The sequence below is a fragment of the Escherichia sp. E4930 genome (assembly GCF_005845405.1).
Taxonomy (GTDB): Bacteria; Pseudomonadota; Gammaproteobacteria; order Enterobacterales; family Enterobacteriaceae; genus Escherichia.
Genome location: NZ_VCDZ01000001.1, coordinates 184,073 through 197,682 on the forward strand (window position 1 = coordinate 184,073; position 13,610 = coordinate 197,682).

At 52.3% G+C, this 13,610-nt stretch carries 10 protein-coding genes; 4 read left to right on the top strand and 6 right to left on the bottom strand.

Annotated features, from left to right (window positions below):
• Positions 1–50: 50 nt before the first annotated feature.
• Both cfa and punC read right to left on the bottom strand, forming a co-directional pair.
• Positions 51–1,199, bottom strand: coding sequence for a cyclopropane fatty acyl phospholipid synthase (gene cfa, locus FFT88_RS00940; protein ID WP_130208204.1), 1,149 nt, complete (start codon positions 1,197–1,199; stop codon positions 51–53).
• Positions 1,200–1,487: 288 nt separating this feature from the next.
• Entirely contained in the window at positions 1,488–2,699 is a 1,212-nt protein-coding gene (punC, locus tag FFT88_RS00945; protein ID WP_135405851.1) for a purine nucleoside transporter PunC, read from the bottom strand.
• 112 nt (positions 2,700–2,811) lie between these two features.
• Here punC and punR point away from each other — a divergent pair, with 112 nt between their 5' ends.
• Positions 2,812–3,744: a DNA-binding transcriptional activator PunR gene (gene punR, locus FFT88_RS00950; RefSeq protein WP_130218967.1), complete on the top strand. Its 933-nt coding sequence runs from the start codon at positions 2,812–2,814 to the stop codon at positions 3,742–3,744.
• Here punR and purR read toward each other — a convergent pair.
• Positions 3,741–4,766, bottom strand: a complete 1,026-nt coding sequence (gene purR, locus FFT88_RS00955) for an HTH-type transcriptional repressor PurR (protein ID WP_000190978.1) — start codon at positions 4,764–4,766, stop codon at positions 3,741–3,743. The two genes, punR and purR, sit on opposite strands and share 4 nt — an antisense overlap.
• Before the next feature lie 298 nt (positions 4,767–5,064).
• Between purR and cydH the strand changes: the two genes are divergently transcribed.
• The gene (gene cydH, locus FFT88_RS00960) at positions 5,065–5,154 is read left to right on the top strand and encodes a cytochrome bd-I accessory subunit CydH (RefSeq protein WP_000102278.1); all 90 of its coding nucleotides are present in this window, start codon (positions 5,065–5,067) and stop codon (positions 5,152–5,154) included.
• A gap of 165 nt (positions 5,155–5,319) precedes the next feature.
• A complete protein-coding gene (locus FFT88_RS00965; protein WP_130208198.1) occupies positions 5,320–6,489 on the top strand; it encodes an MFS transporter in 1,170 nt (389 codons plus the stop codon).
• A gap of 163 nt (positions 6,490–6,652) precedes the next feature.
• On the opposite strand, the gene sodB is transcribed toward FFT88_RS00965, so the two are convergent.
• Complete coding sequence (sodB, locus tag FFT88_RS00970) at positions 6,653–7,234, bottom strand: superoxide dismutase [Fe] (protein ID WP_130208196.1); 582 nt, start codon at positions 7,232–7,234, stop codon at positions 6,653–6,655.
• 127 nt (positions 7,235–7,361) lie between these two features.
• Complete coding sequence (gene mepH / locus FFT88_RS00975) at positions 7,362–8,192, bottom strand: peptidoglycan DD-endopeptidase MepH (protein ID WP_130208194.1); 831 nt, start codon at positions 8,190–8,192, stop codon at positions 7,362–7,364.
• Positions 8,193–8,527: 335 nt separating this feature from the next.
• On the opposite strand from mepH, the gene grxD reads away from it, so the two are divergent.
• Positions 8,528–8,875 carry a monothiol glutaredoxin 4 gene (gene grxD, locus FFT88_RS00980; RefSeq protein WP_000108172.1) on the top strand — a complete coding sequence of 116 codons (348 nt, stop codon included), beginning with the start codon at positions 8,528–8,530 and terminating at the stop codon, positions 8,873–8,875.
• Positions 8,876–8,923: 48 nt separating this feature from the next.
• Here the strand turns inward: grxD and FFT88_RS00985 are convergent, their stop codons facing one another.
• Positions 8,924–13,540, bottom strand: coding sequence for an ATP-dependent helicase (locus FFT88_RS00985; RefSeq protein WP_135405852.1), 4,617 nt, complete (start codon positions 13,538–13,540; stop codon positions 8,924–8,926).
• Between the last annotated feature and the right edge of the window lie 70 nt (positions 13,541–13,610).

A 13,610-nucleotide genomic window follows, 5' to 3' on the forward strand; every position in this document is an offset into this window, starting at 1 on the left:
GCTGCGTTTGAAATGACATCGCCCCCAAAATGGGGGCGATGAAATAACACTTAACGCGCAACGCGAAGGCCGCTTTCGACCCCACGTGAGAACACCACTTGCCAGAGCTGGATATCACGGGCGCGGAAGGCACCAGCGCAAGCATTCAGATAATACGTAAACATCCGTTTAAAGCGTTCACTGTAGTTATCGGCAATTTCCGGCCAGGCGGCGAGGAATCGCTCATACCAGGCCATCAAGGTCGTGTCATAGTCAGCGCCAAAGTTATGCCAGTCTTCCATCACAAAGTGTGGTTCACTGGATTGCGCAATCTGGCGTACAGAAGGCAGGCAACCATTCGGGAAAATATATTTGTTAATCCACGGGTCAACATTCAGATCGGTTTTTTTCGAGCCGATAGTATGTAGCAGGAAAATGCCTTCTGGCTTCAGATTACGATCCACCACCTCAAAATAGGTATCGTAATTTTTCGGTCCGACGTGCTCGAACATACCAACCGAAACAATACGGTCAAACTGGTCGTTCAGGTCACGGTAATCCTGTAGCAAAATGGTGACATCCAGACCTGCGCAGCGTTCCTGGGCCATTTTCTGTTGTTCTGCAGAAATCGTGACACCAACCACACTGACGTCATAATTAGACGCCATGTAATGCGCCAGTCCGCCCCAACCGCAGCCGATATCCAGAACCCGCATTCCCGGTTTTAACTGCAATTTTTCACAAATCATTTTGAGCTTCGCTTGTTGGGCAGATTCCAGATTATAGGCATCTTTCCAGTAAGCGCAGGAATACTGCATGAAGGGATCCAGCATACGGCTGAAAAGGTCATTACCAAGGTCGTAATGCTCTTTACCGACTATCCAGGCACGCTTTTTACTTTGCAGATTGAAGAGTCGTGCTCCAGCAATGCGTAGTGTGTCTTTGAAATGATGGGGGAGTTGGTTTTCAAGCCCAGCGCGTAAGACTTTGCTAAAAAACATATCCAGTCGGTCACATTCCCACCAGCCATCCATATAACTTTCGCCTAACCCCAATGATCCTTCCTGTAGAACGCGTTTAAAAAAATCGGGGTTTTTAACTCGAATATCTGCCGGGGCAGAGCCATTAATGGCGATGCCTGCACGGCTAAGTAATTCGTTGGCGATACGGTACCAGTTGTCATCCGGTACGCTGACTTCTTCTATACACGATGAACTCATAGTTTCTCCATCACTGGTCGGTGATCAGAACCTTAAAACAGCGTAGACGCTTTTTGGGCTTTGTGAGAAATCTCGCAGGAAAACCGCGAGTCTATAATCCGACGTAGAACAGAGGAAAGGAGGAACCCTTGCCGAAATGACCATCCATAGTGACCCGGGAACGCTCCTGTCCCCGTAAAAACATAATATTTATCGTAATATTAACAACTGGAACTCAGTATAGGCTGCTAATCTCAATCATACAACAAAATTTTGTTAGCAGCCTAAGTATAACGATATCGCTATAGATCAATGTGATTCACTATGTGCGACTTCCGTCTCGCCATGATTCTGGCGGTGAGATTCAGGTTGATGTTGCATCTTATAGCCGATGGCAACCAGCACCACGGTCGATAACATCACGCTGGTGGTGGTGAACAGCGGCGTGCTGACGCTGATGAGCCAGGATACCCCCAGGCTTGCGAGGAAGCACAGACCTAATTGCAGGGTATTCTGCAATGCAGCAGCGCGGCCAGTCGCATGCGGGAAGGGGCGTAGCGCCTGGGCGACCACAATCGGGTAGATTGCCCCGTTGGCAATGGCCATCACACAGAATGGGATCAGAATTTCGACCAGCGACACATGACTAATGAAGCCCGCAGCCCAGGTGGCTACCACGCTGACGGCAAACAGCGCCAGTAGCCACGGTAACAACTGCTTACCCTGCCATTTCTGCAATGCGGCGCGACAGCCGTAACCACCAATAAGAAATGCGATGGTTTGCGGAACATAACTTAATCCGATTACTGCCGGACTGTAGCCCATTTCGCTGAGGATAAACGGTGAACCGGTTAGCCAGGCAAAGAAACTGGCTGAACAGGCCGCATAAATCAGCACATTCCCGCGATAGGTTTTTGAACGCAGCAGATCGGTAAAGGTCAGTCCATCCTGACTATGATTGCGTGCTTTCGTGGTGGGTTTAAGCCAGAAAATGGGCAGAATCAGCACTACGGCAATGGCAAACAGAGTGGCGAAAATCGCCTGCCAGGAAAAATGGACCAGCAGCCAGCTACCTAACAGCGGAGCAAGCGCCGGAGAAAGCCCCACTAAAGGCATAATGGTCGCGAAAATACGGTTAACTTTTTGTGAAGGATAGTAATCCGTCACCAATGCCTGCCAGATAACGGCCGCGGCACAGACACCAACAGCTTGTACAAAACGCAATACCAGCAGCGTGGCAGCGTTTTCCACCCATAACATCCCCAGACTACCCAGCGCAAAAATTGTCAGGCCGATCAATAACACAGGTTTACGACCATAACGATCGGAAAGCGGCCCCCACAGGAGCTGGGCAGCGGCAAAACCAGCAAGGAACAGACTAAGGCTGGCACTGACAGCAGACGCAGGCGTTTGCAGGTCGGCCTGAATGGCGGCGAAAGCGGGCAGATACATATCGGTTGCCAGAAAACCGAGTACGCTCAAACCCGCCAGCCAGACTAAAAATCTTTTCCCAGGTTGCATGTATATTCTCTAAATTCCTCAATTAAACACCGTCGCAAAGTGTAGGGAGTGAAATTCCTGTTGTGAAACGGTAATATTTGATGACTGGTTTCAAAAATTTTGCAGGCAAACTATGTGGTCTGAGTATTCTCTCGAAGTGGTTGATGCAGTGGCGCGAAATGGCAGCTTCAGCGCTGCAGCCCAGGAGTTGCATCGCGTTCCTTCTGCGGTCAGCTATACCGTGCGTCAGCTGGAAGAGTGGCTGGCGGTGCCGCTTTTTGAACGGCGTCATCGTGACGTGGAACTGACCGCTGCCGGGGCGTGGTTTCTCAAAGAAGGGCGCTCTGTTGTCAAAAAAATGCAGATCACTCGCCAACAATGTCAGCAGATAGCGAACGGCTGGCGCGGTCAATTAGCTATCGCGGTAGATAATATTGTCAGGCCAGAACGCACGCGGCAGATGATTGTTGATTTCTATCGCCATTTTGATGATGTCGAACTTCTGGTTTTTCAGGAAGTGTTCAACGGCGTCTGGGATGCGCTTTCCGATGGGCGCGTGGAACTGGCGATTGGCGCGACACGAGCGATTCCGGTCGGTGGCCGTTACGCCTTCCGTGATATGGGGATGTTGAGCTGGAGTTGTGTTGTTGCCCGCCACCATCCGCTTGCGTCGATGAATGGTCCGCTCAGCGATGACACGTTGCGCAACTGGCCGTCGCTGGTGCGCGAAGACACGTCGCGGACGTTACCCAAACGAATTACCTGGCTGCTGGATAACCAAAAAAGGCTTGTCGTACCTGACTGGGAATCATCGGCAACCTGTATCTCGGCCGGTTTATGTATTGGCATGGTGCCTACGCATTTCGCCAAACCGTGGCTTAATGAGGGAAAATGGGTGGCGTTAGAACTGGAAAATCCATTCCCTGATTCGGCATGTTGTCTGACATGGCAGCAGAATGATATGTCGCCAGCGTTAACCTGGTTGCTGGAGTATCTCGGCGATAGTGAGACGCTGAATAAGGAGTGGCTGCGGGAGCCGGAAGAGACTCCCGCAACGGATGATTAACGACGATAGTCGCGGAATGGACCGTCAGCCACGGAGCGGCGTTCAATAAGCCGCGGATGAACTTCGATAGACTGCGGTTCTTCGCGTTTATTGACGATACGGTCCAACAACATGTTGAACGCCGTTTCGCCCAGCGAATCTTTTGGCTGATGGATAGTGGTCAGCGCCGGGGTAAAGTAGCGGGCGTTGCGCACATTATCATAACCGATCAGCGAAACATCCTGCGGTACGCGCAGACCCATTTCATCAGCAGCGCAAAGTGCGCCCATTGCCATGATATCGCCGCCACAGAAGACCGCAGTAGGGCGGTGTGGCTGCGACAGGATTTGTTGCATGGCGCGATAACCCGATTCAGGTTCAAAGTCACCCTGCACAATCCAGTTTTCCGGCACCTTGATCATCGCTTCTTCCATCGCCTTCATAAACCCTGCCAGACGACCCGCGCCGGTATTACGTTCCAGAGGGCCAGGGATGACACCAATTTCGCGATGACCGCGTTCGATCAGATAGCGTCCGGCCATGTAGCCGCCTTCAAACGCGTTATCGATGACTGCATCGGTAAAGTCGGCTTTTGCTTCGCCCCAGTCCATTACCACCATCGGGATATGGCGATACTCTTCCAGCATCGCCAGCAACGGTTCCGGATACTCAGAACACATGACCAGCAGGCCATCGACGCGTTTTTGCGCCATCATCGACAGATAGGCTCTCTGTTTCTCCAGATTGTTCCACGCGTTGCCGAGGATCAGCGTGTAACCTTTCTGGAAGCAATTTTTTTCAACCGCTTCGATGATCTCCGCGAAATAGGCGGCTTCGCTGCTGGTCGCCAGCAAGCCGATAGACTTGGTATGGTTAACCTTCAGGCTACGCGCTACCGCGCTAGGGGAGTAGTGTAATTCTTTAATCGCTGCCCACACGGCGTTGCGCGTTTCTTCAGCGACGAAACGAGTTTTGTTTATAACGTGTGACACAGTTGTAGTGGAAACGTTTGCTCGCTTCGCTACATCTTTTATTGTTGCCATTCCATTTCACTCCAGACCCTAACTTCAGCTCCTGCAAAATCGCAAGGTAAACGTTTGCCTTTACACACCTTACGCACAACAAAAGTGTTGCGGTACGCCGGAAAAACGACACAGAGCGTCAGGAAGGGGTCAATGGCCAGTACGCAAATAGTGTAAGCGTGGAATTTTGGCCGATCTTGATGAAAAGGGGAAGTGGTAAAAACACTTATCATTATAAATGGCGGGAGATTTTTTCTTCACAGTGTGTAAAAATGCGTAATATCACTTTTTGTAGGGTAATAAAAAAGGAGAAAACTTGATGAGTACCGACCTTAAATTTTCACTGGTAACAACCATTATTGTCCTCGGTTTGATCGTGGCCGTAGGTTTGACTGCCGCGCTGCACTGATTTCCCTTCGAGGGAGCGCATCCTCCCTCGCACTCTCTTCCCTTTTGTTAGCAAAATGGCAAAAGTGTTTTCTCTTTTTGTTATTTTCAATTTTTTGTGATTGCTGTCATGCTTTCGCCACTTTGATGAATATCGTGTAATGACGCGAAGAGGTGGAGATTAGGCATGAAAATTAACTATCCGTTGTTGGCGCTGGCCGTTGGCGCGTTTGGTATCGGGACAACGGAGTTCTCGCCAATGGGCCTGTTACCCGTCATTGCGCGCGGTGTGGATGTCTCGATTCCTGCTGCGGGCATGTTAATCAGCGCCTATGCGGTTGGCGTGATGGTTGGCGCGCCGCTGATGACATTACTGCTGTCTCATCGCGCCAGGCGCAGTGCGCTTATTTTCCTGATGGCCATTTTCACTCTTGGCAACGTGCTTTCCGCCATCGCGCCGGATTATATGACGCTGATGCTTTCACGCATTCTGACCAGTCTGAATCACGGGGCATTCTTTGGTTTGGGTTCAGTCGTGGCCGCAAGCGTTGTGCCTAAACACAAACAGGCCAGCGCCGTCGCCACTATGTTTATGGGCTTAACTCTGGCAAATATTGGCGGTGTTCCTGCGGCGACCTGGCTTGGCGAAACTATTGGCTGGCGGATGTCGTTTCTGGCAACGGCGGGGCTGGGCGTGATTTCAATGGTTAGCCTGTTCTTCTCGTTACCGAAAGGCGGCGCAGGAGCGCGACCGGAAGTGAAAAAAGAGCTGGCGGTATTGATGCGTCCGCAGGTGTTATCAGCCTTACTGACGACGGTACTGGGGGCTGGCGCAATGTTTACCCTCTACACCTATATTTCACCAGTACTGCAAAGTATCACTCATGCAACGCCGGTGTTCGTAACAGCCATGCTGGTGCTGATTGGCGTCGGGTTTTCTATCGGTAACTATTTAGGCGGTAAACTGGCAGATCGTTCGGTCAACGGCACGTTGAAAGGCTTTTTGCTGCTGCTGATGGTGATTATGCTGGCGATCCCGTTCCTGGCGCGTAATGAGTTTGGTGCGGCTATCAGCATGGTGGTGTGGGGCGCAGCAACCTTTGCAGTGGTACCACCATTACAGATGCGTGTGATGCGAGTTGCCAGCGAAGCGCCGGGGCTGTCTTCCTCAGTGAATATCGGTGCGTTTAACCTGGGTAATGCTCTGGGTGCCGCGGCAGGTGGCGCAGTGATTTCGGGTGGTCTGGGGTACAGTTTTGTGCCGGTGATGGGGGCAATTGTCGCAGGCCTGGCATTGTTGCTGGTGTTTATGTCAGCCAGAAAACAACCTGAAGCAGTTTGCGTTGCCAACAGCTAATAAAACAAAACGCAGAAGGGGATACCTTCTGCGTTACAGTTTGCAGGCAAATTACGTTTATCTTGCCGGATGCGCCGCAAGCGCCTTAACCGACCTACATTGATGATCCGCGTAGGCAAGATAAGCGTAGCGCGTCAGGCAATGTTGCATTTGCCATCAGTTATTATGCGGCGAGATTTTTCGCTACGAATTCCCAGTTCACCAGCGCCCAGAAGTGCTCCAGATAGCCAGGACGCGCATTGCGATAGTCGATGTAATAAGCGTGTTCCCAGACATCAACGGTCAGCAGCGGGGTCGCATCGGTGGTCAGCGGAGTACCAGCATTAGAGGTAGAAACGATAGCCAGTTTGCCATCGCTGTTTTTCACCAGCCAGGTCCAGCCAGAACCAAAGTTTTTGATCGCAGCGTCAGTAAACTGTGCTTTGAAATCGGCAAAGCTACCGAAAGATGCGGCAATAGCTTCAGCGACTTTGCCAGTCGGTTCGCCACCAGCGTTCGGTGCCAGGCAGTTCCAGTAGAAAGTGTGGTTCCAGACCTGAGCTGCGTTGTTGAATACGCCACCTTCAGAGCTGCGAATAATCTCTTCCAGTGATTTACCTTCAAACTCGGTGCCTTTAATCAGGTTGTTCAGGTTAGTGACATAAGTCTGATGATGTTTGCCGTAGTGATACTCGATAGTTTCCGCAGAAATGTGCGGGACCAGAGCGTCTTTAGCATATGGTAGTGCAGGTAATTCAAATGACATTGCTACTCTCCTTTATTATTCATTGGTATACGCACAATAGCCTTATTGTGAGTACGGATAGGGTAGCAAATTAAAAGGTGATACAAAAGATGAACTTACCCTGTTGTTGTAACAACAGGGTAAAGTTTTAGCGAAGTGTTTTTGGGGTCATTACCCGACGAGCGCCAACATAGTGACGTTGCCAGTAATCTTCACTTAACGACGTGATTTGAATTTCCTGGCCACTGCGCGGTGACTGAATAAATTTACCATTGCCAACGTACACGCCTACGTGATCGGCAGTCCCACGCCCTTGCGTGCGGAAAAAGACCAGGTCGCCGTTTTTCAGTTCACTGCGATCGATAGGTGCCGCATCGCGCAGGTGATACATTTCGTTTGCCGTGCGCGGAATACGGATCTTAACCAGGTCTTTATAAGCGTAATAAACCAGTCCACTGCAATCAAAACCGGTACGCGGTGAACTCCCGCCCCAACGATATGGCTTGCCAATTTGCTGCATCAGTTTATTCATCGCCACTTTAGTGGCTTTCTGAACTTTGGCTTTGTGCGCGTCGGCAATAGTGCCAGGGGCGGCATTTTTGACTTTCACGCAATGTGACTTATTGCCCTTACGTTTGGTGCACTTTTCCGTAAAGCTGGCAGACGCCGTTTTAGTGACAACATTTTTACTGCGAGTTTTCGCGTTTTTAGAAGCGGTAATAGAGGATTTTTTAACGGAAGAAGCGGTTTTGCTTTTGGTCGTACTTTTACTGGCGACTTTTTTGGCGGTTTTCTGACTGGCTTTATTATTGGTCTTTTTGGTGGTTGCCGTGCTTTTCTTTTTATCTGCTTTTTTGGTGATATGAGTGGTAGCAGAACTCTCCCTGGCTTGCTTGGAAGCATAGGCCATAGGCATTAAAGGCAGGGTGGTAAAAAGTAAAGCACAGAGCGTGATCGAAATACGGTTTATCCGCGCCACTGAGCGTCCCTCTGTTAAGGCAGGTCTATCATGCCTGCGTCTGATTTACAAAACTTGATGATTCTAATGCATAGAAGAAGGGAAAGTTAATAGCTTTTATTGTTAAAAAATACGTTTCGTCGGCGAGCGCAAAAAAAAAGCAGCAGTGAAAGCTAAAAATGGTCACAAATACGCCAGCTTGCAGCGTGGCAGAGAAGAAACGAATATTTGAAATGCAACAAATAGAGCAAAGGGATAAAATAGCAAAAGCGTGATGAAAATGTTATTTTCCGATGCCGCACTGACCCGCTACAATGTCAGATTACTGCCGTAAAGAAGTTTGAGGAAGCAAGACAATGAGCACCACTATCGAAAAAATCCAACGCCAGATTGCTGAAAACCCGATCCTGCTGTACATGAAAGGTTCACCGAAACTGCCGAGCTGCGGTTTCTCTGCCCAGGCAGTCCAAGCGCTTGCCGCTTGTGGCGAACGTTTTGCCTACGTTGATATCCTGCAGAACCCGGACATTCGTGCGGAACTGCCGAAATATGCGAACTGGCCGACTTTCCCGCAACTGTGGGTTGACGGCGAGCTGGTAGGCGGTTGTGATATCGTGATTGAAATGTATCAGCGTGGCGAACTGCAGCAGCTGATCAAAGAAACTGCTGCTAAATACAAGTCTGAAGAGCCGGATGCTGAATAATCCGTTTCGCAATACTGACGGATGCTAACCGGCATCCGTCAGTGCGTTTTATCCCCAATCCAGCCCTTGTGGCGAACTTGAAAATCCCGCCTCACGCAGCAGCGTAAACATCGGCGTTTGCCTGACCTGTTGGTCATTCACTTCTGTCAACGTAAACCGTAGCCGTGGTTCTCGCCGTAACGCGGTGGTTAGCGCCAGGAAAACCTCCGGCGGTAATAATTCATCTTTTTCCTGCCAGACCAGCATTTTTTTGCCACCTTGCGCCAGATAAATCAATAATTTTCCGCCAGAAATGACCACCAGCGCGCCTGCCCGACGAGTCGGAACCAGCGTCGCCGGATGTGCAGGCCAGGGTAGCAGATTCCCCCACAAATTGGCCGGATCGTTGGCACTAAGGGCCACGGGCATATATTGTCGCGTCTGCGTGGCATGGGGCGTCAGGTCGCGCAGACGGTCAATGGTCTGGCGATCAGCAAATTGTGCACCACCCAAACCTTCAACAAATCGACCCCGCATAATTCGCCCGGAGTCTTCCATACTTCGACAAAGCGTTTGCATCGACGGAAATCCGCCAGGAATATTTTCAGCAATCACCGCCTGACGGCTGATGATTCCGTAGCGGTCGAGCATATTTTCCGCCAGCGCCAGCATCCTTTCGGTATCGTTTAGTGACTCCACCTGCAATAACGACCAGCGTCCAGCCAGCTTTGGTGTGTTGTAAGATACCAACGGCATAGCTGACGGTGCATAAACCGGACGTCCACGACGAGCCCGGCTACTACGGCGAGTTGAAGGGCGTGCGCTGGTACTACTTCGGGTAAGGGCGCGCAACGGTGCCCAAATGTCACAGGTGATGACGCCTTGCCAGACCAGTTCCCAAAGCGCCTCTTGCAGGGCTGAAGGATCTACTGGCTCGCCGATTTTCTCGCCTGTTCGTTGGCTGATTTGTTGCGCAAACCAGGCGCCCCCGTCAGTCAGAACCGCGATAATTGCTTGCTGAAGCGCTGAACGTTTCGCGTGATCATTTTCTGCAGGAATATACGATTCGGCGGCATATTCCTGTAAATGCAGTGCCACCAGACCGTCATCCTCACCGAGCTTTTTTTGCCCCGACCAGATAACCGTACCGGTTGCCAGCAGTTCATCGAGCATTTCTGGCGAGTAATCGCGTACACGGGCGGGCAGGATCTGGCTTTCCCAGAGTGAGGCGGGTAAACCGACACCAGCAAGCTGTTCGATAACTCGCATGACGCCATCCACGCCTTCATAAACGCCTGGCGATGTTGAGGCAAAGAGCGCCGGGCTACCATCGGTGGCGGGGAGCACGCCCTGACGTTCCAGCAGCAATCGTGCATAGGCAATGGCGGGTACCGGACGCGTAGCTTCTCTGGCAGCCTGCAGGGAACGTAAACGCAAACGACGAAAAACTTCATCGCTCACCCAGATGTCTTGTTGCAAATTCATCACCAGCCCCTGTTCGCGCAATTGATGAAGTTGCTCTTCGACAATGGCAATACCGAGGCTAAACTCATGAGCCAGTTGTTCAGCCGTGACCAGAGCATGAGCCCGGAGATAGCGCAGAAAGAGATCGCGAAGCGGGTAATTGACTCTATGCAAATAAATCTCTGGCAGAGACTCTGGTAGTCGTACGCCGAGGGCATCGCGCAGCCTGGCGGCATCATCCATACAGGCAAAACGCTCCTGTCCGCTAATCATCGCCGGGAAGATTCGTTTTACTGCAAGAAGATTTTCCAGATACGACGCAACCTCTTCACTGCTGCCTGTATGCCGTTGCGCCAGGTCTTCAACGGTCATTGGCCCCAGTTCGCGCAGTAGGTCGAAAAGACCTTCTTCACCTTTCGCTCTTCTGCCGGGGGCCAGCCGCTGTAACTCTTCTTCCACCTGACGAATGATCTGCGGGTCGAGTAATTCCCCCGGATCAACCTGACCGAGTAGATTACGCAGTAACTCGCTGTCTAGCGACAGTACGGATGCCCGGCGTTCTGCCAGCGGGGCGTCGCTCTGATACATAAATTCCGCCACATAACCGAACAATAAACTGGCGGCAAAAGGTGAGGGCGTCGCGGTGGTGACATCGGAAATTTGAATTTCGCCACTGTTCAGGCGACGCATCAAACGTTCCAGAGCGGGAAGGTCATACACATCCTGCAGGCATTCACGCAGAGTTTCGAGAATGACAGGAAAATCCGGATAACCCTGGGCGATTTCCAGTAACTGGCTGGCACGCAGCCGTTGTTGCCAGAGCGGGGTGCGATGGCCCGGCGTGCGGCCCGGCATTAATAATGCCCGCGCGGCGCATTCGCGAAAACGGGCGGCGAAAAGTGCCGAGTTGCCCACCGCCTCGCGGACAATTTGCAGCAACTTTTCTGGTTCAAACAAAAAAACCGCGGCGTCAGGCAATTTACCATCGGTGTCAGGAATGCGGGCGACAATACCGTCATCGCTGGCGACTACCGAGGCATCAGCGCCCCATAGCGCATGCAGTCGCCCGGCAATCGCCAGCGCCCACGGTTCATGCACTCGTCTTCCATAGGAAGAGTGTAAAATAATGCGCCAGTCGCCAATCTCATCACGGCAGCGTTCGAGAACCAGGTGGCGGCTTCCAGGGACAACGCCCGTAGCGTTACGCTGTTCGTCAATCAGCCCCTGAATATTGGCGAGTGTATTTTCTTCTGCCAGCCACGGCGGGATATTTCCGGAAAAGAACGCGCCATCCGCCAGCAAATGGAGAAAATCGCCGATCATTTCCCCCAATTCAGCGGGGCGTCCATTACCTTCGCCACGCCAGAAGGGAAGTCGGGCAGAGCGACCTGGCGCAGGTGTCACAATGACCTGATCGCGGGTGATTTGTTGGATCCGCCATGAGGTAGCGCCGAGAGTGATGATGTCATTCACTCGCGATTCATACACCATCTCTTCATCCAGTTCGCCCACCCGCCGCGAGCCTGTCTGTTCTTCACCTTCGGGTAATAACACACTGTACATGCCACGATCCGGAATGGTGCCACCGCTGGTAACAGCCAACAGCTGAGCGCCAGGTCGGGCGGTCAATATCCCCGTCTCCCTGTTCCAGACCAGTTTTGGTCGAAAAGCAGAAAAATCGCCAGAGGGATAGCGCCCGGAAAGCATATCCAGCGTGGCGTCAAAAACGCGTCTTGGCAGATCTTTCCACGGTGCCGCGCGACGCACCAGAGCATACCATTCCTCCACCTGTAAGGCGTCCATCGCCGCGGCGGCAACGGTTTGCTGCGCAAGGACGTCGAGTGGATTATGCGGTGGCGTCAGGTTTTCCAGCCTGCCTGCAAACATACACTCGACAATGACGGCGCAATCGACTAAATCACGCCGGGTACGGGGGAAAAATAGCCCTTTAGATACACCGCCAACCTGATGTCCGGCGCGACCAATGCGCTGTAGCCCGCTGGCGACAGAAAGCGGCGTCGCCACCTGAATCACCAGATCCACCGCGCCCATATCAATCCCCAGTTCGAGACTGGAAGTCGCGACCACACAGCGCAATTCGCCTGATTTCAGGGCTTGTTCGGTTATCGCCCGTTGTTCTTTAGAGACGGAACCGTGGTGCGAGCGGGCAATGAAAACGTCGCTACTTTGTACGCGGTTTGAGGTTGCGCCGGAGGTCGACTCGAAATGAGTGGCGTCTATGGCGAAGGCCGGGGAGCGCTGCAATCGTGCGGCGTAAAGCTCATTCAGCCGTGCCGTCAGTTTTTCCGCCAGGCCGCGTGAATTTGTAAAGACGATGGTCGAGCGATGGCGCAACACTTCATCAAGAATGCCGGTTTCAATATACGGCCAGATTGAGCCTTCTCTGCCCGCATGGCTGTCTTCCCCGGTGCCGCTGGCGACCGATGAGACATCATCCATATTGGCGACCGGTACGACAATCCGTATCTGCGGATGGCGCATTGCGGGCGGGTTGACTACCGTAACCGGACGATCGCCACCAAGAAATGCTGCCACATCGCTGGCTGAGCGTACAGTCGCGGAGAGGCCAATTCGCTGTGCTGAGGTGTGGAGCAGCGCATCGAGCCGCTCCAGACTTAACGCCAGATGCGCACCACGTTTACTGCCCGCTACCGCGTGGACTTCATCAATAATTACCGTTTCGACGCCGCGCAGCGTCTCGCGCGCGCGGGAGGTCAGTATCAGATAGAGTGATTCGGGTGTGGTGATCAGAATATCCGGCGGATTGCGGGTCAGTTTGCTGCGTTCTTGCGCGGGCGTATCGCCAGTCCGGATGCCCACGCGGAGGTTGACTTCCATTTCGCCGCGCCGCCGCCGTTCCTCTGCAATGCCTTGTAACGGGATCTGCAAATTGCGCTGAACGTCGGTGCCTAAGGCTTTTATCGGTGAAATATAGAGGATGCGTGAGGTTATACGTTTATGCGCCTCGCGGGTATCTTCGCCGCCTTCGCGGAAGAGCTGATCGAGGGCGTAGAGAAATGCTGCCAGCGTTTTCCCGGAGCCGGTCGGTGCAATCACCAGCGCATGTTCACCTCGTGCCGCCACATGCCAGGTTTGTGACTGGACAGCGGTCGGCTGTTTAAAGGCGCGAAGAAACCAGTCGCGGGTCGCCGGTGAAAACACGTCCGGCAGGGGCGATGAAGGGGGTTGATTATCTGCCATTAACGCTATTCCCCGTGAATATCATGCATGATGCGTGGGATAGCCTCACTATAGATGCCTGAATCATTGC

Coding starts and splice junctions, on each gene's coding strand:
- purR (WP_000190978.1), bottom strand. CDS start 4,766: ATGGCAACAATAAAAGATGTAGCGAAGCGAGCAAACGTTTCCACTACA.
- grxD (WP_000108172.1), top strand. CDS start 8,528: ATGAGCACCACTATCGAAAAAATCCAACGCCAGATTGCTGAAAACCCG.
- FFT88_RS00985 (WP_135405852.1), bottom strand. CDS start 13,540: ATGGCAGATAATCAACCCCCTTCATCGCCCCTGCCGGACGTGTTTTCA.
- punC (WP_135405851.1), bottom strand. CDS start 2,699: ATGCAACCTGGGAAAAGATTTTTAGTCTGGCTGGCGGGTTTGAGCGTA.
- punR (WP_130218967.1), top strand. CDS start 2,812: ATGTGGTCTGAGTATTCTCTCGAAGTGGTTGATGCAGTGGCGCGAAAT.
- cydH (WP_000102278.1), top strand. CDS start 5,065: ATGAGTACCGACCTTAAATTTTCACTGGTAACAACCATTATTGTCCTC.
- sodB (WP_130208196.1), bottom strand. CDS start 7,234: ATGTCATTTGAATTACCTGCACTACCATATGCTAAAGACGCTCTGGTC.
- cfa (WP_130208204.1), bottom strand. CDS start 1,199: ATGAGTTCATCGTGTATAGAAGAAGTCAGCGTACCGGATGACAACTGG.
- FFT88_RS00965 (WP_130208198.1), top strand. CDS start 5,320: ATGAAAATTAACTATCCGTTGTTGGCGCTGGCCGTTGGCGCGTTTGGT.